This window comes from Xanthomonas sp. LF02-5 (assembly GCF_034105325.1).
Lineage (GTDB): Bacteria > Pseudomonadota > Gammaproteobacteria > Xanthomonadales > Xanthomonadaceae > Xanthomonas_A > Xanthomonas_A sontii.
On sequence record NZ_JAXGGF010000001.1, the window covers coordinates 181,746 to 204,933 of the forward strand.

The window sequence follows — 23,188 nt, forward strand, 5'->3', positions numbered from 1 at the left end:
CTCGTTCTGGCTGCCCGCATTTTCAGGGTTTGCGCGTGAAGGGGCAAATTCCGCACGCCGGCGTATGGTGGTCGCCGACATGCTAGCGTGGCGCGATGGAACTGGACCTGCCCGGCGCCGAGCTGCGCTGGTATCCCGAGTGGCTGGACCCGGCCGTGGCCGCGGCGCTGTGCACGCAGTTGCTGCATGAGGTGCCATGGGAGGTGCACCGGATCCGCCTGTTCGGCAAGCTGGTCGATTCGCCGCGGCTGAGCTGCTGGATCGGCGACGCCGACGCCAGCTACCGTTATTCCGGCACCCGCTTCGCGCCGCATCCGTGGCCAGAGGCGCTGCTGCCGCTGCGCGCGCGCTTGGCGGCCGAGACCGGAGTGGCGTTCAACAGCGTGCTCGCCAACCGTTACCGCGACGGCCGCGACGCCATGGGCTGGCACAGCGACGACGAGCGCGAACTCGGTCCGACGCCGGTGATCGCCTCGCTGAGCCTGGGTGCGACGCGTCGCTTCGTGCTGCGCCATCGTCAGCAGCCGGCACTGCGCCAGGCGCTGGAACTGACCTCCGGCGGGCTGCTGCTGATGGCAGGCGACACCCAGCGCCTGTACCGGCACGCCCTGCCGCGCACCGCCAAGCCGGTCGGCGAGCGGATCAACCTGACGTTTCGCCGCATTGCGCTTGATCCCTTCTCCCTTCGGGAGAAGGTGCCCCGAAGGGGCGGATGAGGGTTGGGTGGCCAGGGAGCTGTCTGGAGAGGACTCCGCGGCCGCCGCACCCTCACCCCCGGCCCCTCTCCCGGCGGGAGAGGGGAGCGACACTTTGATCCCTTCTCCCTTCGGGACCATGGCCCCCTTTTCGGGGGAAGGTGCCCCGAAGGGGCGGATGAGGGTGGGAGTTGCCAGGGAGGTGTCTGGGTGAGATGGCTCCCTGGCCCTCGCACCCTCACTCCCAGCCCCTCTCCCGGCGGGAGAGGGGAGCCAATCAGCGCCGCGGCGGCTTCTGGCTGGCCGGCGGCGGCACGCTGGGGGCCAGCGCGGTGGCGGCATCGGCCTGGCCCTGCTGCAGGGTCCAGCCGACCACGTCGTGGCCGAGTTGCGACATGGCCTGGCCGAAGGCGTCGACCACCTGCGATTCTGCTGTGCCGGCGGCGGGCTGGGTCACCAGGAAGGTGCGCGAGGCGACCACGCGCTGGTCGGCGCTGTACAGCAGCTTGGCGTTGAGCTCGATGGTCGCCGACGGCACCGCGCGCCCGGCGTAGTCCGATTCGAAACGGCGCAGGTCCAGCAGCAGCTTGTAGTCGGCGCGGATCCCGGTGCCGAGCCGGGCCACGCCGGGAATGCGCCCGGAATCCTCGAACGCGCGCAGCAGCATGTCCTCGAGCATGTCGGTGGCCGGTTGCGCCCAGCTGACGCCGCCGTACACCTGAAGTTCGTCGGGCGTCGGCCGCACCGCGATGCGCGAACTGTCGACCACGCGCGCGGCGCTGGGCTTGGTCAGCGCCAGTTGCCAGCTCACCTGCGGCCAGGCCGGGTCGGCGGTGACCCGCACGTCCGGCGCGTAGATCGTCACCGGCTCCTTGTTGCCGCCGGGCAGCGAGCAGCCGGCCAGCAGCAGGGCCGGCACGGCGAGCAGGAAGAGGGCGCGCATCGGCTTCATTTGGGTTTGAACTCCTTCGGGGCGTCGCGGCCGAGCAGGTAGCGCGCGGGGTTGTTGTCCAGGCGGTCGCTGACCCGGCGCAGGTCGCGGATCAGGCCGCGCAGTTCGGTCAGGGTCGGGCCGAGCTGGCCGAGGCCGTCGTTGGCGAAGCTGTTGATCGCCGAGCGGTTTTCGCCAAGGATCTTGTCGGCATTGCCGGCGGCTGAATCCAGCTTGCTCAGCGTGTCCTCCAGCTTGTCCAGGATCGGCGGCAACTGCTGCACCAGATTCTGGTCCAGGCGCTGGATGGTGCCGTTGGTGGTCTTGAGCGTGGTGTCGAGGTTGCGCGCCGCATCGCGCGCGCTGACGATCAACGACTGCATGCCCTGGTCGCGGTCGGCCAGGCCGCCGCTGATGGTCTCCAGGTTGTGCAGGGTGGCGGTGATGCTGGCGACGTTGCGGTCGCTGAGCACCTCGTCCAGCCGCTCGACGATGCGGTTGGCGGTGTCGGTGATGTTCTGCAGCGCCGAGGGCGTGGTCTGGATGATCGGCGCATCGCTGTTGTCGATCGAGGTCAGCGACGGCGCTTCCGGGGTGCCGCCGGAGAGCTGGATGATCGACGGGCCGGTCAGGCTGGTGATGCCCAGCTTGGCGCGGGTGTCGCTCTTGATCGGCGTGGTCGAGTTGACCCGGATCCGCGCCACCACCTGGCGCGGATCGTTCGGCGCCAGGGTCAGCTCGGTGATCGAGCCCACCGCGATGCCGTTGTACTGCACCGGGCTGCCGACCGACAGGCCGGTCACCGCCTCGCGGAACACCACGCGGTACTCCTGCCAGGTGCGGTCGGAGGAGTACTTGGCGGCCCAGAGTCCGAACAGCAGCAGCGCGATCCCCACCACGATGGTGAAGGCGCCGATCAGCACGTAATTGGCTTTGGTTTCCATGGGCTCAGGGGGTCTCGGTCCAGGCGGTCTTGGCATCGCGCGCGGCGCGGGCGCGCGGGCCGTGGAAATACTCTTGGATCCACGGATGGTCCACTTGCTCGATCTCGGCCAGCGGCGCGTTGGCGATGACCTTGCGGTCGGCCAGCACCGCCACGCGGTCGCAGATAGCGTACAAGGTGTCCAGATCGTGGGTGATGAGGAACACGGTCAGGCCCAGCGCTTCCTGCAGGGTACGGATCAGCCGGTCGAAAGCGGCCGCGCCGATCGGGTCCAGCCCGGCGGTGGGTTCGTCCAGGAACAACAGGGGCGGATCCAGCGCCAGCGCGCGCGCCAGCCCGGCGCGCTTGCGCATGCCGCCGGACAGCTGCGAGGGCAGCTTGTTCAGCGCGTCGGCGGGCAGGCCGGCCAGCTTCACCTTCAGCAGCGCCAGCTCGTAGTGCCAGCTGTCGGGCAGTTCGCCGAAATGCTCCTTCAGCGGCACCTGCACGTTCTCGCCGACGGTCAGCGAGGAGAACAGCGCGCCGTCCTGGAACAGCACGCCGGTGTTGCGCTCCACATGCAGGCGATCGGCGCGGCGCCCGGAATCGGTATCCACGCCCAGCACCTGGATCTTGCCGGCATCGGGGTCGCGCAGGCCGAGGATGGTGCGCATCAGCACCGACTTGCCGGTACCCGAGCCGCCGACCACGCCGAGGATCTCGCCGCGGCGCACGTCCAGGTCCAGCTCCTCGTGCACGGTCTGGCTGCCGAAGCGATTGACCAGGCCGCGCACGGAGATGGCCAGTTCTTGCTCGGGATTCGGGATTGGGGAATCGGGAATGGTCAAAGCGTGCACTCCTGGCCAGCGTCGCGGACGCCGCCAGCTTTTCCCATTCCCGATTTCCCACTCCCGATTCCCGGCTTCACGTCACCACCCCATGTTCATGAACCACAGCGCGGCGATCGCGTCGATGATGATCACCAGCGAGATCGTCTGCACCACGCTGGAGGTGGTGCGCTCGCCGACGGACTGGGCGGTGCCTTCCACGCGCAGTCCCTCCAGGCAGCCGATCAAGCCGATCACGATGGCGAAGATCGGCGCCTTGGACAGGCCCACCAGCATGTGCCGGATCTGGATGGTGTCGTGCATGCGCGCCAGGTACATCTGCGGCGGGATGCCCAGGTCGAAGGCGCCGACGGTGACGCCGCCAGCCAGGCCGGCGATCATCGCCACGAAGGTCAGCAGCGGCAGCATCAGCAGCAGCGCCACCAGCCGCGGGATCACCAGCAGATCCATCGGGTCCAGGCCCAGGGTCTGGATCGCGTCGACCTCTTCGCGCGCCTTCATCGCGCCGATCTGCGCGGTGAACGCGCTGGCCGTGCGCCCGGCCAGCACGATCGCGGTCAGCAGCACCGCGAACTCGCGCAGGAAGGCGATGCTGACCAGTTCCACCACGTAGATCTCGGCGCCGAAGTCGCGCAGGATCGTGGAGCCGAGGAAGGCGATCACCGCGCCGACCAGATACGACAGCAGCGCCACCAGCGGCACCGCGTCCAGGCCGACCTGCTCCATGTGGTGCACGGTGGCGGTCAGGCGGAACCGGCGCGGCGCGTGCAGCAGCCGCAGCAGCTTGACCAGGGTCTCGCCGAGGAAGCCGACCAGGGCGACGATTTCCTTGCCGTTGCGGTGCACCGCGTAGCCCAGGCGTTCCAGCGCCGCGGCGAAGCCGTAGTCGCGCTTGCGCTTGGGGCGGTCGTCGGCCACGTCCTCGATGGTCGAGACCAGCGCGCGGTGGTCCTGGCGGAAATCCAGCGCCTCGTGGGCGATGCCGTTGCGGGTGGCGTAGCGCATCAGTTGCAGCACCCCGGCCGAATCCAGCTGGCCGATGCCGCTGGCGTCGATGCCGGTGGTGCCGGCCGGCATGCCGCGCAGGACTTCCGAGGACGCCAGGGCCGTGGCCAGGGTCCAACTGCCGGTCAGCCGCACCCGCGAGGGGTCTCGGTCGTCCTGGCTGAGTTTGGGCGGTTGCGGTTCGATCATGGGGGCGTCCGGTGCGCGAGCATACCTGTTTCGCCCGTGTTGCAGATGTGGTGATCGCGACGGGGTGGCCGGGCGCGGCGTTCGCGCCATACTAGCCGACATGCCCGCCGCTCCCACCGTCAGTCCCTCCGCCAACGCGACCTACGCGCAGCGCATCGCCTTCGTCTCCGACATCGCCGGGCGACTGCACACCTACGGCACCACCGCGCAGCGGCTGGAGGCGGCGGTGGTGGCGCTGGCGCAGCAGTTGGACCTGGACTGCGAACCGTGGTCCAACCCGACCGGACTGATCCTCAGCTTCAGCGACCCGACCAAGGCGATCGGCTCCAGCGACATCACCCGCGTGGTGCGGCTGGCGCCCGGCGACAACGACCTGCACAAGCTCAGCGTCGCCGACCGCATCGCCGACGACGTGGCCAGCGGGCGCATGAGCGTGGCCCAGGGTCATACCGCGCTGCGCCAGTTGGACCAGCCGCCGGGGCGGCGCTGGATGGCGATGCAGGTGCTCGGCTTCGGTCTGGCCGCGGCCGGCGTGGCCGGGTTGTGGCGCCTGCCGTGGCTGGACATCGCCACCGCCACCGCCATCGGCCTGCTGATCGGCGTGCTCACCCAGCTCACCGACAAACGCCCGGCCACCAAAGAAGCCAACGACGCGCTGGCGGCCTTGCTGGCCGGTTTCGTCGCGACCCTGGTGGCCAGTTTCGTGGCGCCGCTGAATCTCAATACGGTGATCATCGCCTCGCTGGTGGTGCTGCTGCCGGGTATGGCGCTGACCAATGCGGTCAACGAACTCACCAGCCAGCACTGGGTCTCGGGCACGGCGCGCTTCGCTGGCGCGGTCACCACCATCGTCAAGCTGACCGTCGGCGCGGTGATCGCGGTGACCCTGGCGCAACTGCTCGGCCTGGAGCCGATGGTGCGGGCGTCGCGGCCGCAGCACGGCTGGGTGGAATGGGCCTCGCTGCTGGTGGCCGCCTACGCGTTCGCACTGCTGTTCAAGGCCAGCCTGCGCGATTATCCGTTCGTGATGGCGGCATCGGTGGCCGGCTACGCGATCGCGCGCTTCGCCGGCGACGCCTGGGGCAGCCCGGTCGGCATCTTCCTGTCGGCGATGGTATTGACCGCGGCCGGCAATCTGTTCGGACGCATCGTGCACCGGCCGGGCGCGCTGGTCCGGTTGCCCGGCATCATCATGCTGGTGCCCGGGAGTGCCAGCTTGCGCGGGCTGTTGACCCTGGTCCAGCAACAGGACGTGCTCGGCGGGCAATCGGCGCTGCTGACGGTGACCAATATCGTGATGGCGCTGGTCGCCGGCCTGCTGTTCGGCAATCTGTTGGTGCCGGCGCGCAAGAACCTTTGAATGCGGTATAAAAAAACGCCGGCATGCGCCGGCGTTTCGACTGCGGTTGCCGTGGCGGATCAGGCCTTCGGCGCAGCGCTCTTGCTGGCCTTCTTGGCGACGCGCTTGACCGCCTTCTTGGCGGTCTTCTTGGCCGGCGCGGCGGATTTGGCGGCGCCGCCGGCGATCAGGAAATCGTCGACCTTCTTGCCCTTGGCGACCAGATCGGCCAGCCAGCGCGGCTGCTTGCCGCGGCCGGTCCAGGTTTCGGCGGCATTGGCGGGATTGCGGTATTTCGGCGGAACCTTGCCCAGTTTGCGGCCCGGCTTCGGACCCGGCTTGCCGGCCTTGCGACCGCGCGCGGCGGGGGCGCCGCCGAAGACTTCCTCGATGCTGTAGCCGTGGCTCTTGGCCAGGCGCGCCAGCTGGGTGCGGACCTTGGCGATAGGGGTGCGCTTGGCGACGATGGACTGCTGCTTCTTGGCGGTCTTGATGAGGGCGCCCAACTGCTTGGCCGACAGGCCACTGAGATCGATGGTCATCTTTACTCCGGAAAATGGGTGGTGGCTTCCGCCATTCCCTGGCTAGCGCAGGATCATAATGATGCTTTATCGGATTGACAAATACCCTGCTTATTCGCGGCGGGTATTTCCGGTCGCAATGCCGTGGGAATATGTCCTTATGGATCCCAGGCGGCCGTAATCAATTGAAAACAGACCGCTCTGGTTTCCCTCATAAGGCGTGACGGCCGCGTAAAGAAAAAGGGCCGGGATATCCCCCCGGCCCCTTTCGTCACGCCTGCAGGCGTGCCAGCAAGGCGCTTCGATCCAGGTGTTCGGCATCGCCGCCGCTGCGCGCGCGATATTCGAAGGTGCCGGCGGCCAGGCCCCGCTCCGAGACCACCACCCGGTGCGGAACGCCGATCAATTCGATATCGGCGAACATCGCGCCGGGGCGCAGGCCGCGGTCGTCCAGCACGGCATCCAGCCCGGTTTGCTGCAGCTCCGACAGCAATGCCTCGCCGGCGGCGTCGACCGCCGGGTCGCGCTTGGGATTGATCACGCACACCGCCACCGTCCACGGCGCCATCGGCTGCGGCCAGCGGATGCCGGCGTCGTCGTGGTTCTGCTCGATCGCCGCAGCGACGATGCGGGAAATGCCGATGCCGTAGCAGCCCATCGCCAGCGTCACGGTCTTGCCGTTCTCGTCCACCACGGTGGCGTCCAGCGCCTGCGCGTACTGGCGGCCGAGCTGGAACACATGGCCGACCTCGATACCGCGGGCCAGGCGGATCTCGCCGCCGTCGTGGGCGCGCTCGCCCTCGACCACGTTGCGCAGGTCGGCGACGGCGTCCGGTTCCGGCAGGTCGCGGCCCCAGTTGACCCCTGCCAGGTGGAAGCCGCGTTCGTTGGCGCCGACGACGAAGTCGGCCAGCGCCGCCACGTCGCGATCGGCGACCACGCGGATCGGCTGGCGCGGGCCCAGCGGGCCGAGGAAGCCCGGCTCGCTGCCCAGATGCGCGAGGATCTCGGCCTCGCTGGCCATGCGGTAGCCGGCCAGGCCGGCGACCTTGCCCAGCTTGATCTCGTTGACCGTGTGATCGCCGCGCACCAGCGCCAGCACGAAGGTCTCGCCGGCCATCACCGCGACCGACTTGACCGTGCGCTGCAGCGGCAGGCCGAGCAGCTCGGCCACCGCCTCGCAGGTCTTCTGGGTGGGCGTGGCGACCTTGCGCAGTTCCTCGCTCACCGCCGGGCGCGGGGCCGGCGGCGCGGCGATCGCGGCCTCGACGTTGGCCGCGTAGTCCGAACCGGTGGAGAACGCCAGCGAATCCTCGCCGGAGGCGGCCAGCACATGGAACTCCTGCGAGGCGTCGCCGCCGATGTCGCCGGAATCGGCCTGCACCGCGCGGAACTGCAGCCCCAGGCGGGTGAAGATGCGGGTGTAGGCCGCCTTCATGTTCTCGTACTCGCGCGCCAGGTCCTCGTCGCTGATGTGGAACGAGTAGGCGTCCTTCATCAGGAACTCGCGCGCGCGCATCACCCCGAAGCGCGGGCGGATCTCGTCGCGGAACTTGGTCTGGATCTGGTAGAAGTTGACCGGCAGCTGCTTGTAGCTGCTCAGCTCCTGTCGCGCGAAGTCGGCGGCGGCCTCTTCGGCGGTCGGGCTGTAGCAATAGTCCTGTTCCTTGCGGTCCTGCATGCGCAGCATCAGTCCGCCGAACTTGCTCCAGCGCCCGGTGGCGTCCCACAGCTCGCGCGGCTGGATGGTCGGGAACAGCACTTCCACCGCGCCGGCGCGGTTCATTTCCTCGCGCACCACCGCTTCCACCTTGCGCAGCACGCGCAGGCCCAGCGGCGACCAGGTGTACAGGCCGGAGGCGAGCTTGCGGATCATGCCCGCGCGCAGCATCAGCTGGTGGCTGACCAGTTCGGCGTCGGCCGGGGTTTCCTTGGTGGTGTGCAGGTGGAACTGGGAAAGGCGCATCGAGGGGCTTCGCAGACGGCGGGTCGCCCATTTTGCCAGTCATTGCCGGCGCTGCGGGCATCGCCCGCGGCCGGCCGCGCGCGTTCGGGGCGCGTTCGGCTTACTTTGCGGGTACGGCGGCCGGGGAGCAGTAGGCCTTGATCGCGGCCTCGGCCAGGGCTTTCTGCGCGCCGCGCTGGGATTCGTCCAGTTCCCCGTCCGGCTTGCCGTCGCCATCGCTGTCGGTGGTGATCTTGCCGGGCTTGTCGAGGATGTCCAGGTTCTTGCGCGCGGTCAGGCACTTGGCGTTCTCGGCCGGGGCCGCCTCGGGCGTCTCGGTCGGGGCATCGCCATGGGTGTCGACCTTGCGCACCTGGTACTTGCCGCCGGGGGGCGGGGTCTCGGCATAGTGGGTGACGCCCTGCGCGTCCTTCCATTGGTACAGGGTGGTGGCGCCGAGCATGCCGCTGACGGCGAGCAGGGGCAGGCAGCAAAACCGGGGCAGGGCGCGCATCTCGGTCTCCAGGGCGCGGCGGGAGCGCCGATTGCAGCACCCGCCGACGGGCCTGGCAAGTCGATTAGACTGGCGGGATGGACCCATCCCGACCGCCCCCCCGTTCGCGCACCATCTACCTGCTGCCGAACCTGTTCACCACCGCCGGCCTGTTCTCCGGTTTCTACGCCATCATCGCCGCCGCCAACGGCCAGTTCGTGCACGCCAGCGTGGCGGTGTTCGTGGCTGCGGTGATGGACGGGCTGGACGGGCGCGTGGCGCGGCTGACCGGCACCAGCAGCGAATTCGGCGTGCAGTACGACTCGCTGGCCGACCTGGTCAGCTTCGGCATGGCGCCGGCGCTGGTGATGTACCACTGGTCGCTGTCGGCGCTGAAGTTCGACGGCAGCATGCTGGGCCGGGTCGGCTGGTCGGCGGCGTTCCTGTACGCGGCCTGCGCCGCGCTGCGCCTGGCCCGCTTCAACACCCAGGTCGGCACGGTCGACAAGCGCTGGTTCGTGGGCCTGGCCAGCCCGGCCGCGGCCGGGCTGATGATGGCCTTCGTGTGGTCCTTCGCCGACGGCTCGCTGGGCTGGGACGGCGAACAGCTGCGCTACGTGGCGCTGGGTCTGACCGTGACCGCGGCGCTGCTGATGGTCAGCCGCATCCGCTTCTGGAGCTTCAAGGGCAGTGGCGAGAAGGGCCCGCGCACCGACCGGGTGCCGTTCCTGATGCTGGTGCTGGCGCCGATCGTGCTGGCGGTGCTGGTGATCGACCTGGCGCGGGCGCTGCTGGCGATCGGCGTGCTGTACGCGCTGTCCGGGCCGTGCCTGTGGCTGTGGCGGCGCTGGCGCAAGGTGCCGGACGCGGCATGAGCGAGCCCGCGTCCATGCATGCGCCGTTGTGGTCGGCCGAACAGGTCGGCTGGCTGCAGGCGCTGGGTCACACCGTGTATGTGGATGCCGCGGCCGTGGTCGAGCCCGAGCCCGTCCCGTCGCCGGCGACCGAGCCGGCGACGCCGGTGCAGCGCGCGCCATCGGCATCGGCGCCGCCGCGTGGCGGCCATGCCGCCGACATGCCGGCCGGCGACGCACCGGAGCGGCGTCGCGCACCTGCGCCCCCGGCACCGGCGGTGCAGCCGGACGCGCCGCGTGCGGCGCCCGCGGCAGGTGCGCGCCGGGTCGGCCTGCGCCTGCCCGACCGCCTGCAGATCGCCTTGCTGCGCGCTTCCGGCCTCAATCCCAACGATCCGGCCACGCAGGCGCTGATGGCGACCTGGCCGCTGGACGAACTGCGCGGCAACGCCGCGGCCAAGCGCGCGCTGTGGCCGCAGCTGCGCGCGCTGCGCAAGCGGGCGCCGCGATGAGCGCGCTCGGCTCGGCGTCGGCGCCGCCGGCCACGCTGCGCGCCCTGCGCGAGGCCGACCTGGACGCGGTGATGGAGATCGAGCGCCGCGCCTATCCGTTCCCCTGGACCCGCGGCATCTTCCGCGACTGCCTGCAGGCCGGTTACCCGGGCTGGGTGCTGGTGGAGGAGGGCACGATCGTCGGCTATGGGGTGATCAGCGTCGCCGCCGACGAGGCGCATATCCTCAACGTCTGCGTGGCGCCGGAGCGGCAATCGCGCGGCTACGGCCGGCTGCTGCTGCGCGCGCTGATCAAGTACGGCGTCGATCTCGGCGCGCGACGGGTGTTCCTGGAAGTGCGGCCGTCCAATCCCAATGCGATCGCCCTGTATCACAGCGAAGGCTTCAACGAGATCGGCCGGCGCCCGCGCTACTACCCGGCCGCGAACGGCCGCGAGGACGCGCTGGTGATGGCGATCGAGCTGTTCTTCGACGGCATGTCCTGAGCTCCTGCGCGTCCGCCGCGGGCGGCGTGCGGTTTCGTTCGAGTGCCGCCGCCTGGATGCGGAAGGCGGTGGCGCAAGCGCCGGGGTAGGTGATACCGGCCTACTCCCGCCCGGCGCGGCGGCACTTCGCCGCATGCGTCCCCCAACCTGATCCTGGCGATGCCGCTGCAGGCGGTCGGCGGTGGCGCCGGCAGTGTTCGTTGTGGCAATCGCACCTGCGTGCTGCGTGTCGATGGGCGAGGCCCGGCGGCTGCCACCTGCCGTTTGCGGCTTTCGGTGTTTTTGCGCTGTCGCAGGCGGCTTCCGCAATGTCGCCTTCTGTCGGTGGGACAGCGTTGTTGTCCCGCAGCGATGGTGCCGCGGCGCCCTGGCGCGCGCAGGCGATTCGTGCGACGTGGTTCACACATTGTGCGGTTGGATCGCGCGTTTCTCCAACGCCTCTTTACACGTGCCGCGCGCTGCCTACAGTGCGCGCCTCTTCGGCGCCTGCCTCCCACGAAGGCATGACCCGCAGTTGTCCGAGGGGACAGCGATCGCGCAGGCGTCGCCGTGCATTCCGCTGCTGCGGAGCGCGCGCGCCTGCGTCCAAACCACGCACGCTCACGAGGTTTCCAGGATGACCACGCAGTCCCTCATCGCTTCATCGCCACGCTCGTCGCTGCGCACGTTCGGCCTGGCCCTGTGCCTGGCCGGCCTGGCCGGCGCCGCCCATGCCGACGCCAGCCTGGAGGTCGCCAGCACCGGCTGGGCCACGCAGAACGGCGGCACCAAGGGCGGTTCCAAGGCCGCCGCGGCCGACGTCTACAGCGTCAGCACCGCGGCACAGCTGAAGGCCGCGCTGAAGGCCAGTGCCGGCAGCAACGGCCGCATCATCAAGGTCAACGGCATCATCGACATCAGCGAAGGCACGCCGTACAGCACCACCGCGGACATGAAGAGCCGCGCGCGCCTGGATGTGCCCACCAAGACCACGCTGATCGGCGTCGGCAGCAACGCCGAGATCCGCGAGGGCTACTTCTACGTCAAGGCCAACGACGTGATCGTGCGCAACCTGACCATCGAGAATCCATGGGATCCGCAACCGGTGTGGGATCCGAACGACGGCAGCGCCGGCAACTGGAACTCCGAATACGACGGCATGACCATCGAGGGCGCCAGCAACGTGTGGGTGGACCACGTGACCTTCACCGACGGCCGCCGCACCGACGACCAGAACGGCACCGCCAACGGCCGCCCCAAGCAGCACCACGACGGCGCGCTGGACATCAAGAAAGGCGCCAACTACGTCACCGTGTCGTACTCGGTGTTCAAGTCGCACGAGAAGAACAACCTGATCGGCTCCAGCGACAGCGCCTCCAGCACCGACAGCGGCAAGCTCAAGGTGACCATCCACAACACCCTGTTCGAGAACATCTCCGCGCGCGCGCCGCGGGTGCGCTTCGGCCAGGTGCACCTGTACAACAACTACCACGTGGGCAGCACCAGCAATTCGGTGTATCCGTTCTCCTACGCGCACGGCGTCGGCAAGGAATCGAAGATCTTCTCCGAGAACAACGTCTTCGACATCAGCGGCGTGAGCAGCTGCGACAAGATCGCGGCCGACTACGGCGGCAGCGTCTACCGCGATTTCGGCTCGCTGCTCAACGGCCAGGCGCTGACCTGCTCGTGGAACAACAACATCGGCTGGACCCCGCCGTACACCTATTCGCTGCTGCCGGCGAACAAGGTGGCGGCGGACGTCAAGGCCAAGGCCGGCGCCGGGAAGCTCTGAGGGATCGCTACGCCGCCGCCTGGAAGGCCGGGCGGCGGTGTGCGTGTTGCGTGGAATGCCAGTGGTCGGGCGCAGAGCGGCTTTTAACGTTGGCCGCGCTCGTCGCAGGTGCGTTGTGGGAGCCAACTGAGGGAGCGACTTCAGTCGCGACGAGCGAAGTGCAGATCGCCACCGGCTTCGATAGCAGTCTGGGCTAAGTCCTTCCACCAGTGCACCAAACAACTCGCCGAGAATTTCTGTGGGAGCGACTCCAGAGCGGATCCAATAACGACGGGGACCCGCTGCAGGAGCGGCTTCGGCCACGACAGACAGCATTGCTTGCCGTCTGATGGTGCAGCGCGTCGGGACTGAAGTCCCTCCCACATCGCGCATTCGTCAGACGCGCGATACTGCATGATGATGCCTCCGCCACCGCCGTGATGGGCGGAGGCGGCCCAATCGCTCGCGCTACAGCTTGGCGCGCTGCGCGCGCAGACCGTCGAGTTGCGCGCTCCAGTCGGCCAGGCGCTGGCGTTCCTGCTCGACTACCGCGGGCGGCACCTTGTCGGTGAACTTGCCCAGCTTGGCCTCGCTCTTGTCCTTCTCGGACGCGACACGGGCGATCTCCTTGTCCAGGCGCAGGCGTTCGGCATCCAGGTCGACCAGGCCTTCCAGCGGCACCAGCAGCGTCAGTTCGCCGACGATCGCGGTGGCCGCGGCCGGCGACGGCGCGCCGTCGTCCAGCCACTGGATGGACTCCAGCTTGAGCAGGAAGCGCAGCTGCGCGGCGAAACGTTCGATTCGCGCGCGGTCTTCTGCCTGGCCGCCCTGCAGCAGCAGCGGCACCTGCCGCGACGGCGCCACCTGCAGTTCGCTGCGCACGCGGCGCAGCGCCGACACCATCGCCTTCAGCCATTCCACGTCGGCCGCGGCGCCGGCGTAGGCGGCCACGTCCATCGCCGCCGCCTCCGGGTACGGCTGCAGCGAAATGGTAGGTGCGGCGATGCCCAGGCGCGGCGCCACCTGCTGCCACAGCTCCTCGGTGAGGAACGGGGTCAGCGGGTGCAGCAGGCGCAGCAGGGTTTCCAGCACGTGCAGCAGGGTGTGGCGGGTGCTGTCGGCGGCCGCCGCATCGTCGCCGCTCAGCGCCGGCTTGGCCAGCTCCAGGAACCAGTCGCAGAACTCGTTCCAGGCGAATTCGTACAGGCACTGCGCCAGCAGGTCGAAACGGTACGCGGCGAACTGCGCCTGCGCCTCGGCCGTGACCGCCTGCAGGCGCAGCAGGATCCACTTCTCGGCATCGGTGACCGGTGCAAGCGAGGCTGAACTGGCATTCGAAGCGGTGTCCGCGTGGTTCGCCACCTGGGCGCGTGGCGACGCGTTCGTGATGGTCGCTGCGTCCACATCTTCCTGGCGCGTGTTCATCAGCACGAACCGGCTGGCATTCCACAGCTTGTTGCAGAAGTTCTTGTAGCCCTCGGCGCGGCCCAGGTCGAACTTGATCTCGCGGCCGTGGCCGGCCAGCGCGGCGATGGTGAAGCGCAGCGCGTCGGCGCCGTGGGCGATGATGCCGTTCGGGAATTCCTTGCGGGTGGCCTTCTCGATCTTGGGGGCGTCCTGCGGCTTCATCAGTCCGGTGGTGCGCTTGGCGACCAGGGCCTCGATGTCGATGCCGTCGATGATGTCCAGCGGATCGAGCACGTTGCCCTTGGACTTGGACATCTTCTGGCCTTGCCCGTCGCGGATCAGGCCGGTGATGTAGACGTGGCGGAACGGCACCTTGCCGGTGAAGCTGTCGGTGGCCATGATCATGCGCGCCACCCAGAAGAAGATGATGTCGAAGCCGGTGACCAGCACGCTCGACGGCAGGTAGCGGTCGAAGCCGCGCTCGGCCATCGCCTGCGGATCCGGCCAGCCCATGGTCGAGAACGGCCACAGCTGCGAGGAGAACCAGGTTTCCAGCACGTCGCTGTCCTGGTGCAGGGCGACGTCGGCGCCGAGGCCGGCCTTGGCACGCGCGTCGGCCTCGTCGCGGCCGACGTAGTACTTGCCCGTGTCGTCGAACCAGGCCGGAATGCGATGGCCCCACCACAGCTGGCGGCTGATGCACCAGTCCTGGATGTTCTCCATCCAGTGGCGATAGGTGTTGATCCAGTTCGGCGGCACGAACTGGATCTGCCCGGACTCGACCAGTTCCAGGCCGCGCTTGGCCAGCGCATCCATCTTCACGAACCACTGGTCGGTGAGGTACGGCTCGATCACCTGGCCGGTGCGGTCGCCGCGCGGCACCTGCAGCTTGTGCGGCTTGGTCTCGACCAGGATGCCGAGGTCTTCGAGGTCGGCCAGCACGACCTTGCGCGCGTCGAAGCGGTCCAGACCGCGGTATTTTTCCGGGACGCTGTCGTTGAGCGCGGCGGTCTGCGTGAACAGGTTGATCATCGGCAACCCATGCCGCACGCCGACCTGGTAGTCGTTGAAGTCGTGCGCCGGCGTCACCTTGACCACGCCGGTGCCGAACGCGCGATCGACGTAGTCGTCGCCGATCACCGGCACGCGGCGGCCGGTCAGCGGCAGCGTCACCGTCTTGCCGATCAGGTGCGCGTAGCGCGCATCCTCCGGGTGCACCATCACCGCGGTATCGCCGAGCAGGGTCTCCGGGCGGGTGGTGGCGACCACCAGGTAGTCGCGGGTCTCGCGCAGGGTCTCGTTGCCGTCGGCGTCGTGCTCGACGTGTTCGTAGCTGGCGCCGTCGTCCAGCGTGTAGGCGATCGACCACAGGAAGCCGTCTTCCTCGACGTTCTCCACTTCCAGGTCGGAGATCGCGGTCTTCAGCACCGGGTCCCAGTTGACCAGGCGCTGGCCGCGGTAGATCAGGCCCTGTTCGTGCCAGCGCACGAAGGCCTCGATCACCGCCGCCGACGGCTGCGGATCCATGGTGAAGGTGCTGCGCGACCAGTCGGCCGAGGTGCCGAGGCGGCGCATCTGCCGCTCGATGGTGTCGCCGGAGTGCTGCTTCCACTCCCAGACCTTGGCGATGAAGCCGTCGCGGCCCAGCGAATCGCGGGTCTCGCCCTTGCCTTCCAGGGTCAGGTTGCGCGACACCACCATCTCGGTGGCGATGCCGGCGTGGTCGCTGCCGACCTGCCACAGCGTGTCGAAGCCGCGCATGCGGTGGTAGCGCACCAGCGCATCCATCAGCGTCTGCTGGAAGGCGTGGCCCATGTGCAGCGTGCCGGTCACGTTCGGCGGCGGCAGCAGCACGGTGTACGGCGTGCCTTTCCCGGACGGCGCGAAGTAACCGGACGCTTCCCATTGCGCGTACAGGCGCGATTCGAAGGAGGTGGGATCGTAGCTGGAGGCGAGGGTGGTCATGGGCTGGGAATCGGGAATCGGGAATGGGGAATCGATGGAGCGCAGAGCAGGGACCGCCTCAATGCGGCGCTTGGAGAAACGATTCCCGATTCTCCATTCCCGATTCTCCGCTTCATCACATATCGTGCTTGCTGACCGCGTAGCCCTGGGCCTTGTACTGCTTCCAGCGCTCGCGCAGCGGGTCGCGCGCGGATGGGTCGGCCGGGACCACTTCCAGCACGCGGTCGCAGGCGCCCAGGTAGGGCGCATCGCGCAGGTTGATCACCAGCGGCCGCTGCGGCGCGTCGACGCCGGGTGGGACGATCAGCACCTGCGCCTCTTCCTCGTCGGCATCGGCGTTGGCGATCTGGTGCGGGATGTAGGCGTCGGCATCGAACGCCCACAGCAACTCGTCCAGCTCCTCGGCCTGGGCCATGTCGCGCGCCAGCACCAGCGTCCACAGGTTGGCGTCGTTGGCCTTGCGCGCCAGCTCGCACACCAGCCGCAGCGGTTCGTTGAGGAACCGCGGCTTGGCGATCAGGTAGAAGTCGGCGCGCATCAGGACTGGGAGTGGGGAATGGGGAATAGGGAATGGGAACAGCGGGTGGCGGCGCGTGCGCCGCCTCCGGTTGGGTCAGACAGGGCGCTTTTCACGATTCCCGATTCCCGGTTCTCAATTCCCGGCCGCAACGCGGTCGAGCAACCACTGCGACAGCAAGCCCACCGGGCGGCCGGTGGCCATGCCGCGCTTGCCTTCGTCGCTGGCGACGCCGGCGATGTCCAGGTGCGCCCAGCGTTGGCCTTCGGTGAAGCGCGACAGGAAGCAGCCGGCGGTGATCGCGCCGGCCCAGCGGCCGCCGATGTTGTAGACGTCGGCGAAGCTGGAATCCAGCAGGCCCTGATACTCGTCCCACAGCGGCAGGCGCCAGGCACGGTCGAACACGTGCTCGCCGGCGGCCAGCAGTTCGGCGGCCAGGTCGTCGTGCTTGCTCATCAGGCCGGCGGTCTGGTGGCCGAGGGCGACCATGCAGGCGCCGGTGAGGGTGGCCACGTCGATCAGCGCCGCCGGCTTGAAGCGTTCGGCGTAGGTCAGCGCGTCGCACAGGATCAGGCGGCCCTCGGCGTCGGTGTTGCCGACCTCGATGGTCTTGCCGGACATGCTGGTGATCACGTCCGACGGGCGATAGGCGTTGCCGTCGATCGCGTTCTCCACCGCCGGCACCACCACCACCAGGTTCAGCGGCAGGCGCGCGGTCGCGGCGGCGACGAAGGTGCCGATGACGTTGGCGCCGCCGCACATGTCGTACTTCATCTCCTCGATGCCGCCCTGGGTCTTCAGGTTGACGCCGCCGGTGTCGAAGGTGATGCCCTTGCCGACCAGCACGTAGGGCTGGGCGTCGCCGCCGCCATGCCACTTCAGCACCAGCAGGCGCGGGCGGTTGGCCGAGCCGCGCGCCACCGCCAGCAGCGAGCCCATGCCCAGTTCCTGCATCTGCGTCTCGTCGAGGATCTCGGCCTCGGCGCCGTCCACGCCCCGGGCGAAGGCGGCGGCGGTCTCGGCCAGGTAGGCCGGGGTGCACAGGTTCGGCGGCAGGTTGCCCAGTTCGCGGGCGAATTTCACGCCGGCGGCGATCGCCTCGCCCTGGGCCAGCGCGTTGGTGTCGTCGCCGTGCACGGCCAGGCGGGCGAGGCCGCTGTCGTCGGGCTTCTTCTTGCCGAGGGTGGCGGTGTAGCGGTAGCAGGCGTGGTCGCTGGCGATCACCGCCTGGCGGATCGCCCAGGCCTGGTCGCGGCCCTTGACCTCCAGCTCGCTCAGGGTCAGCAGCGCGCTGGCCGCCGGCCCGCTCTTGAGGGCGCGCGCGGCGTCGCCGACCGCCTTCAGGTACTGCGGCACGCCGAACTTGGCGGCGTCGCCCAGGCCCACCGTCAGCACGCGCGGCGCCTGCACGCCGGGCAGGTCGTGGAGCATGGCGGTGGCGCCGGTCTTGCCGCTGACGTCGCCGCGCTCGGCCAGCGCGGTCAGGCGTCCGCCGCTGGCCGCGTCCAGGGCCTGGGCGGCCGGGGACAGGCGCTTGTCGGCGAACACGCCGACGACGATGCAGTCGAACGCCGCGGTGGCCGGGGCGTCGTGGTTCAGGGTGAATTCCAGGGCCATTGATCAGATTCCGTTGGCAAATCCGTACAATCGCGGACTCTTTACCCCCAGTCGGATAGGCTGGGGCAGCCGCGAACGAATCCGAGAGTTTAAATCAACCCACCCCCATGCCGAAGCTCGATCGATACCTGCTGCGCGATTTCGTCCAGAGCTTCTCGGCCACCCTGATCGTGCTGCTGGTGGTCAGCGTCGGTGGTGTGCTGGTGGACATCCTGGGCAACATCGCCGATGGCCGCATCCCGGCCAAGTTGTTGTTTTCACAGCTGGGCCTGCAGTTCGTGGTGTACCTGCCGCTGATCCTGCCGCTGGCGCTGATGCTGGGCCTGCTGCTGGCGCTGGCGCGGCTGTACCGCGACTCGGAAATGGCGGTGATCACCGCCATCGGCGTGGGTCCGCGGCGCCTGCTGCGGCCGATCCTGATGCTGGTGATCCCGGTGGTGGCCCTGGTCGGCATGTGCTCGCTGTGGCTGGGCCCCTGGGCCGACCGTACCTCCGACCGGCTGATCGACGAGGCCAACCACAGCCTGCTGATGGCCGGGCTGGAGGCCGGGCGCTTCACCCCGCTGTCCGACGGCGGCATCGTCTATATCAGCACCCTGTCCGGGGACGGCACCAAGCTCAGCAAGGTGTTCATGCAGCGGCAGAAGGACGGCCGCCTGGACGTGGTCACCGCGCAGCGCGGCGCCATGTTCTTCGAAGGCAAGGCCGACCGCTACCTGCGCCTGGAGGACGGCTACCGGGTCGAGGGCCCGCTGGCCGGCGACGGGCTGGACTACCGGATGATGCGTTTCGTCAGCAACGACGTGGCGCTGCCAGACCGCAACGCCGCGCGCAAGGACGATGACCCCGAATTGCTGCCCACCGCCAAGCTGATCGGCGATCCGCGCCCGCAGGCCAATGCGCAGCTGCATGCGCGCCTGGCGCCGCCGCTGCTGGCGCTGGCCTTCGCGCTGTTGACCCTGCCGCTGTCGCGCAGCTCGCCGCGGCAGCAGCGCTATGGCCGGATCATGCTGGCGTTCCTGGCCTACCTGGTCGGCACCAACCTGATGTTCCTCGGCACCCAGTGGCTGAGCACCGAGAAGCTGCCGCGCGCGCTCGGCCTGTGGTGGCTGACGCTGCCGTTGCTGACGCTGGCGGTGTGGATGTACCTGCGCGATGGCCGGCTGTCGCGGCCGCGGAGGCAGCCGGCATGAGGCTGCGTCCGAACCTGCACGATGTGTACGTGGGCCGCGCCGTGCTCGGCACGGTGCTGCTGACCTGGGCGGTGCTGCTGGGCCTGGACGTGATCATGGCCCTGTCCAACGAGTTCAAGGTCATCGGCACCGGCAGCTACAGCCTGGGCCATGCCGCCGCGTTCGTGGCCTACACGGTGCCGCGCCGCGCCTACACCCTGTTCCCCACCGGCGCGGTGATCGGCGTGCTGATGGGCCTGGGCCAGCTTGCGGCCACCTCCGAACTGACCGCGCTGCGCGCGCTGGGTCTGTCGCGGCGCCGGCTGAGCCTGGCCGCGGCCTCGACCATGGCCGTGCTGACCGTGGTCATGGTGGTCAACGGCGAGACCCTGGCGCCATGGGCGCAGAACCAGGCCGACGCGATCAAGGCCAACGCCAAGTACAACGGCGACATGAGCATGGCGCGCTATTCCGGGCTGTGGGCGCGCGAGGGCAACACCTTCCTCAATGCCCAGGCCGGCGAAGAGCACCTGGAGGACGGCGGCGGCACCTGGCTGGAGCTGCGCGACGTGCGCCTGTACACGCTGGACGAGAGCGGCCGGCTGGCGTCGCTGACCCATGCCGCCATCGCCGAGCACCGGCACAACGGCTGGACGCTCAAGCAGGCCTACCGCGACACCTTCGCCGAACGCTCGGTGCAGCGCGAGAAGTTCGACAGCCTGCCGTGGCAATCGCAGTTGGACGCGGCGGCGCTGGCTTCGGGCCTGGCCAAGCCGCGCAACCTGTCGGCGCGCGACTTGCACACCAGCATCGAGTACCGCCGCCGCAATGGCCTGGACGCGCGCGACTACGAGGACCAGTACTGGAGCCGCTGGTTCTATCCGCTGAATGTGCTGGCGCTGTGCTTCGCCGCGATCCCGTTCGCGTTCGGCGCGCTGCGCAGCGGCGGCATGGGCAAGCGCCTGTTCCTGGGCATCCTGTTCGCCCTGGTGTTCTGGCTGCTGCAGCTGTTCTTCGGCCGCATGGCCGGCGCCCTGAAGTTCGACTACCGCATCGCCTACGCCTTGCCGCCGCTGGTGATGCTCACCGTGTCCTGGTTGCTGTTCCGCAAACGCAGCAGTTAGCGCGCGTTGTGCATGCGGTTTCCGGCACTGGCGCTCTTTCGAACGGCGTCGCCCGTCGGCTCGATGAAGTCTGAAATCGTTGTATTTGCCAATTGGAAGGGTTTTCGATGCATCCCACTGCAATGAGTAATGGCCAGCGTTTCTTTGACGCTTACTCCGAGCCATTCAAAAGCCAATCGAGCGTCAAGGTCGTCGAGATCGGATCCAGAAATTTCAACGGTACCCTGCGCCAGGTCACGCCGGAGCCGTTCGAGTACATCGGTGTGGATTTCGCGAGCGGCGACGGCGTCGATGTCGTGCTGGATTCGCCGTATTCGCTTCCGTTCGACGATGCGTCCATCGACATGGTGGTGTCGAGCAGTTGCCTCGAACATTCGGAAATGTTCTGGGTGGTGTTCCTGGAGATCCTGCGGGTGCTGAAGCCGGGCGGCCTGTGTTATCTGAATACGCCGTCGAACGGTGACTTCCATCGGTATCCGGTCGATTGCTGGCGCTTCTATCCGGATGCCGGCCAGGCGCTGGTCACCTGGGCGAAGTGGAACAAGATCGATGCGGTGCTGCTCGAGTCCTATGTCAGCAACCAGCATCTGGACCAATGGAACGACTGCGTCACCGTCTTCCTGAAAGATGCGCAGCACCTCGAGCGCTACCCGACCCGGATCCTGGACACGTTCCAGGACTTCCGCAATGGCACCAAGCATGGCGTCGAGGGATTCCTGAACCTCAGCGACTCGCCCGAAGACAGGGTCAGGCTGGCGGTCATCGAGCGGGTCGTAACCGGGCAGACCAAGGTCTAATCCCGCTCCGCCGCGCCAACGCGTTGGCGGTGGCGCGGCGCGCCGTGTTCTCGCGTTGGATCGTGCGCGAGGGCGATGGTGTGCGACAGCGGTGCGTCATTGCCGCGCCGCTGCGGATAGGCGCACTCGTTGAGGTGCAGCTATATCCTGTGCTGACGTCAGGGCTTTGTTTTCGGTAGCCGGGTCAGGCGAGTGCCGCTGGCACGGTCGTGCCGCGCCGCAGTGGTCCCGATGTGGCAGGAGTGGTTGGCGCGCCGCCGCGCGCCCGTGCGCTGCGGTCAGGGCTTGGCTCTTGGTAATCGCGTTAAACAGGTGCGGCTGGCACGGTCGTGCCGCGCCGCAGTGGTCCCGGTGTGGCAGGAGTGGTTGGCGCGCCGCCGCGCGCCCATTTGCCGCGGTCAGGGCTTAGCTTTCGGCAATCGCGTGAGATAGGTGCCGCTGGCCCTGTCGTGCCAAGTCAACCGCTCCCGATCAAAAAGCGCCCACCAGAACCCCAGCCCGCCCAGCAGCAACGATACCGTGCCGACCAGATAGCGCCGCCACAGCGCGCCCCAGCCTGGCGCGTTGCCGTCGACGCCGTGCAGGCGCAGGCGCCACGGACGCATGCCCAGGGTCTGGCCGCCACGACGCCAGCTCAGCGTCGCGTACAGGCCGGCCACCACCCAGCAGCACAGCCACAGCAGCCACTGCAGGGCGCTGAACGGAGCGATGTTCTCGCGCGGCGCATGGCCCTCCAGCGTGTAGCCGAGGGTGAACAGCGCCGAGACCACGAACCACAGCGCCAGCACTGGCCAGGCGTCGTAGAACAGCGCCAGCAGCCGCCACAGCAGCAGCGCGCGTGGACGGGGGGCGGAAGCGGGAGGCGGTGCGCTCATCGACACAGCTTAGAGCCAGTCGCACGCTTTGAGGTGGACCGGGCGTGCCGCGGCCGCACCGCGCGCGCATGCCATCCCGGCGCCCGTTACCCGGCCACATCGACCTTGCGCCCCCCATAAGCGACTAGGCTTTCCCGGGTCCCGGGTCCCGGGTCCCGGGTCCCGGGTCCCGTGTCCAGCTTCTCCCGTATCCTCCCCGCCATGCCTACCCTGCATTCCCCCGCCGAACGCCGCCAGCAGACGCAACGGCTCGCGCCGCTGCGCGAGGCCGATGCGCTGGCGATCCAGCAGTTCCTGGATGCGGCCTGGGCCGAGCAGGGGTTGGCGCGGCAGAGCCTGGACAGCTACCGCCGCGACCTAGAGGGCTTCGCGCGTTGGCGCGACGGTGCCGGCGGCGGGTTGGCCGGTGCCGATCGACAGGCGCTGTTCGATTACCTGGCATGGCGTACCGAGCTGGGCTATTCGCCGCGCAGCAACGCCCGCTGGCTGTCGTCGATGCGCGCGTTCTTCGCGCTGCGCGTGCGCCGCGGCGAGCGCAGCGACGATCCGACCGCGCTGCTGGAGCCGCCGCGGCTGCCGCGTTCGCTGCCCAAGGCACTGGCCGAAAGCCAGATCGATGCGCTGCTGGCGGCGCCGGACGCGACCGCGCCGGCAGGCTTGCGCGACCGCGCCATGCTTGAGTTGATGTACGCCGCCGGCTTGCGCGTCAGCGAGCTGGTCAACCTGCCGGCCAACGCGGTCAATCTGCGCCAGGGCGTGCTGCGGGTTACCGGCAAGGGCAGCAAGGAGCGGCTGGTGCCGTTGGGCGAGGAGTCGCAGCACTGGCTGCAGCGCTATCTGGACAGCGCCCGCCCCGCGCTGGCGGCGGGGCAGGCGGTGCCGGCCAGCGATGGCGTGGTGCCGCTGTTCATCGACGCCGCGCGCCGCGCGCTGACCCGCCAGCAGTTCTGGGTGTTGGTGAAGCGCTATGCGGCGGTGGCCGGGATCGATCCGGTGCGGATCAGCCCGCACGGCCTGCGCCACAGCTTCGCCACGCATCTGCTCAACCGCGGCGCTGACCTGCGGGCGCTGCAGATGCTGCTCGGCCACAGTTCCCTGTCCACCACCCAGATCTACACGCTGGTGGCGCGCGAGCACCTGCAGAGCCTGCACCGCAAGCATCATCCGCGTGGCTGAGCGGCAACTGCAGCTGCCGCTGCCGCCGGCGATGGCATCCTTTTCCTTC

21 protein-coding genes are annotated in these 23,188 nt (G+C 68.9%); 10 read left to right on the forward strand and 11 right to left on the reverse strand.

Annotated features, from left to right (window positions below; genetic code table 11):
* The first annotated feature begins 95 nt into the window (after window positions 1-95).
* Entirely contained in the window at window positions 96-716 is a 621-nt protein-coding gene (locus tag SLW52_RS00860) for an alpha-ketoglutarate-dependent dioxygenase AlkB (protein WP_267085165.1), read from the forward strand.
* Window positions 717-972: 256 nt separating this feature from the next.
* Here the strand turns inward: SLW52_RS00860 and SLW52_RS00865 are convergent, their stop codons facing one another.
* From SLW52_RS00865 to SLW52_RS00880, 4 genes are all read right to left on the reverse strand, one after another.
* On the reverse strand, window positions 973-1,647 hold the full coding sequence (locus SLW52_RS00865; RefSeq protein WP_017914624.1) for an ABC-type transport auxiliary lipoprotein family protein: 675 nt from the start codon (window positions 1,645-1,647) through the stop codon (window positions 973-975).
* Window positions 1,644-2,570 (reverse strand): MlaD family protein, encoded by a 927-nt coding sequence (locus tag SLW52_RS00870; protein ID WP_043093283.1) that lies wholly within the window; start codon window positions 2,568-2,570, stop codon window positions 1,644-1,646. The genes SLW52_RS00865 and SLW52_RS00870 overlap by 4 nt, the downstream gene beginning before the upstream one ends.
* Before the next feature lie 4 nt (window positions 2,571-2,574).
* Window positions 2,575-3,396, reverse strand: a complete 822-nt coding sequence (locus tag SLW52_RS00875) for an ABC transporter ATP-binding protein (RefSeq protein WP_320739645.1) — start codon at window positions 3,394-3,396, stop codon at window positions 2,575-2,577.
* An 81-nt stretch (window positions 3,397-3,477) separates the two neighbouring features.
* Window positions 3,478-4,590 carry an ABC transporter permease gene (locus SLW52_RS00880; RefSeq protein ID WP_010340194.1) on the reverse strand — a complete coding sequence of 371 codons (1,113 nt, stop codon included), beginning with the start codon at window positions 4,588-4,590 and terminating at the stop codon, window positions 3,478-3,480.
* A 100-nt stretch (window positions 4,591-4,690) separates the two neighbouring features.
* On the opposite strand from SLW52_RS00880, the gene SLW52_RS00885 reads away from it, so the two are divergent.
* Complete coding sequence (locus tag SLW52_RS00885; RefSeq protein ID WP_043093281.1) at window positions 4,691-5,950, forward strand: threonine/serine exporter family protein; 1,260 nt, start codon at window positions 4,691-4,693, stop codon at window positions 5,948-5,950.
* A gap of 59 nt (window positions 5,951-6,009) precedes the next feature.
* Here the strand turns inward: SLW52_RS00885 and SLW52_RS00890 are convergent, their stop codons facing one another.
* From SLW52_RS00890 to SLW52_RS00900, 3 genes are all read right to left on the reverse strand, one after another.
* Window positions 6,010-6,471, reverse strand: a complete 462-nt coding sequence (locus SLW52_RS00890; protein WP_017907458.1) for an H-NS histone family protein — start codon at window positions 6,469-6,471, stop codon at window positions 6,010-6,012.
* Between the two features lie 250 nt (window positions 6,472-6,721).
* Complete coding sequence (locus SLW52_RS00895) at window positions 6,722-8,416, reverse strand: proline--tRNA ligase (protein WP_295936665.1); 1,695 nt, start codon at window positions 8,414-8,416, stop codon at window positions 6,722-6,724.
* A 100-nt stretch (window positions 8,417-8,516) separates the two neighbouring features.
* The gene (locus SLW52_RS00900) at window positions 8,517-8,909 is read right to left on the reverse strand and encodes a DUF4124 domain-containing protein (RefSeq protein WP_295936663.1); all 393 of its coding nucleotides are present in this window, start codon (window positions 8,907-8,909) and stop codon (window positions 8,517-8,519) included.
* A 77-nt stretch (window positions 8,910-8,986) separates the two neighbouring features.
* Here SLW52_RS00900 and pssA point away from each other — a divergent pair, with 77 nt between their 5' ends.
* The 4 genes from pssA (at window position 8,987) to SLW52_RS00920 (ending at window position 12,510) form a co-directional block, all read left to right on the forward strand.
* The gene (gene pssA / locus SLW52_RS00905; RefSeq protein WP_017913906.1) at window positions 8,987-9,763 is read left to right on the forward strand and encodes a CDP-diacylglycerol--serine O-phosphatidyltransferase; all 777 of its coding nucleotides are present in this window, start codon (window positions 8,987-8,989) and stop codon (window positions 9,761-9,763) included.
* A gap of 14 nt (window positions 9,764-9,777) precedes the next feature.
* Entirely contained in the window at window positions 9,778-10,254 is a 477-nt protein-coding gene (locus SLW52_RS00910) for an alanine acetyltransferase (RefSeq protein WP_295936750.1), read from the forward strand.
* A complete protein-coding gene (rimI, locus tag SLW52_RS00915; protein ID WP_010343574.1) occupies window positions 10,251-10,739 on the forward strand; it encodes a ribosomal protein S18-alanine N-acetyltransferase in 489 nt (162 codons plus the stop codon). Before SLW52_RS00910 ends, rimI begins: the two co-directional genes overlap by 4 nt.
* Before the next feature lie 616 nt (window positions 10,740-11,355).
* Window positions 11,356-12,510 carry a pectate lyase gene (locus SLW52_RS00920; protein ID WP_320739644.1) on the forward strand — a complete coding sequence of 385 codons (1,155 nt, stop codon included), beginning with the start codon at window positions 11,356-11,358 and terminating at the stop codon, window positions 12,508-12,510.
* Window positions 12,511-12,957: 447 nt separating this feature from the next.
* On the opposite strand, the gene SLW52_RS00925 is transcribed toward SLW52_RS00920, so the two are convergent.
* From SLW52_RS00925 to SLW52_RS00935, 3 genes are all read right to left on the reverse strand, one after another.
* A complete protein-coding gene (locus tag SLW52_RS00925) occupies window positions 12,958-15,861 on the reverse strand; it encodes a valine--tRNA ligase (RefSeq protein WP_320739643.1) in 2,904 nt (967 codons plus the stop codon).
* A 115-nt stretch (window positions 15,862-15,976) separates the two neighbouring features.
* Window positions 15,977-16,402 (reverse strand): DNA polymerase III subunit chi, encoded by a 426-nt coding sequence (locus SLW52_RS00930; protein ID WP_320739737.1) that lies wholly within the window; start codon window positions 16,400-16,402, stop codon window positions 15,977-15,979.
* Between the two features lie 111 nt (window positions 16,403-16,513).
* Complete coding sequence (locus SLW52_RS00935; protein ID WP_320739641.1) at window positions 16,514-17,995, reverse strand: leucyl aminopeptidase; 1,482 nt, start codon at window positions 17,993-17,995, stop codon at window positions 16,514-16,516.
* A gap of 107 nt (window positions 17,996-18,102) precedes the next feature.
* Between SLW52_RS00935 and lptF the strand changes: the two genes are divergently transcribed.
* The 3 genes from lptF to SLW52_RS00950 all read left to right on the forward strand — a co-directional run bounded on the left by lptF (window position 18,103) and on the right by SLW52_RS00950 (window position 21,088).
* Entirely contained in the window at window positions 18,103-19,188 is a 1,086-nt protein-coding gene (lptF, locus tag SLW52_RS00940; RefSeq protein WP_267108102.1) for an LPS export ABC transporter permease LptF, read from the forward strand.
* Window positions 19,185-20,291 carry an LPS export ABC transporter permease LptG gene (gene lptG / locus SLW52_RS00945; protein ID WP_017916644.1) on the forward strand — a complete coding sequence of 369 codons (1,107 nt, stop codon included), beginning with the start codon at window positions 19,185-19,187 and terminating at the stop codon, window positions 20,289-20,291. The genes lptF and lptG overlap by 4 nt, the downstream gene beginning before the upstream one ends.
* A 107-nt stretch (window positions 20,292-20,398) precedes the next feature.
* Window positions 20,399-21,088, forward strand: coding sequence for a class I SAM-dependent methyltransferase (locus SLW52_RS00950; RefSeq protein WP_279362465.1), 690 nt, complete (start codon window positions 20,399-20,401; stop codon window positions 21,086-21,088).
* Window positions 21,089-21,486: 398 nt separating this feature from the next.
* On the opposite strand, the gene SLW52_RS00955 is transcribed toward SLW52_RS00950, so the two are convergent.
* Window positions 21,487-21,963, reverse strand: a complete 477-nt coding sequence (locus tag SLW52_RS00955) for an RDD family protein (protein WP_295936648.1) — start codon at window positions 21,961-21,963, stop codon at window positions 21,487-21,489.
* Between the two features lie 201 nt (window positions 21,964-22,164).
* Here SLW52_RS00955 and xerD point away from each other — a divergent pair, with 201 nt between their 5' ends.
* Window positions 22,165-23,139 (forward strand): site-specific tyrosine recombinase XerD, encoded by a 975-nt coding sequence (xerD, locus tag SLW52_RS00960; RefSeq protein ID WP_320739640.1) that lies wholly within the window; start codon window positions 22,165-22,167, stop codon window positions 23,137-23,139.
* Window positions 23,140-23,188: the final 49 nt, after the last annotated feature.